The organism is Geobacillus sp. B4113_201601 (assembly GCF_001587475.1).
Lineage (GTDB): Bacteria > Bacillota > Bacilli > Bacillales > Anoxybacillaceae > Geobacillus > Geobacillus icigianus.
On sequence record NZ_LQYX01000121.1, the window covers coordinates 347,659 to 347,877 of the forward strand.

The 219-nt window shown below is 63.0% G+C and carries 1 pseudogene; it reads left to right on the forward strand.

The window, feature by feature from the left end:
- Positions 1–219: pseudogene (locus B4113_RS20880) on the forward strand (hypothetical protein); the annotation flags it as partial.

The following is a 219-nucleotide window of genomic DNA, read 5'->3' on the forward strand; positions in this document are numbered from 1 at the left end:
CGATGCCGAAGATGCGTGCCAGCGGGCGCGGACGACGCTGTCGAGGGAACTTTCTTCTCTCGCCATGGACCTCCCCGGCGTCAGCACGCCTGCCATTGAAGCGCTGCGGGACGAACTGATTCATTGGTTGCGGTGCTATGAAGAAAAGCTCAACGAAGCCGAAGAGCTGCTCTATCGCACCGCCGCGGCGATGCGCCAAGCGGACCAGACGCTGGCCGA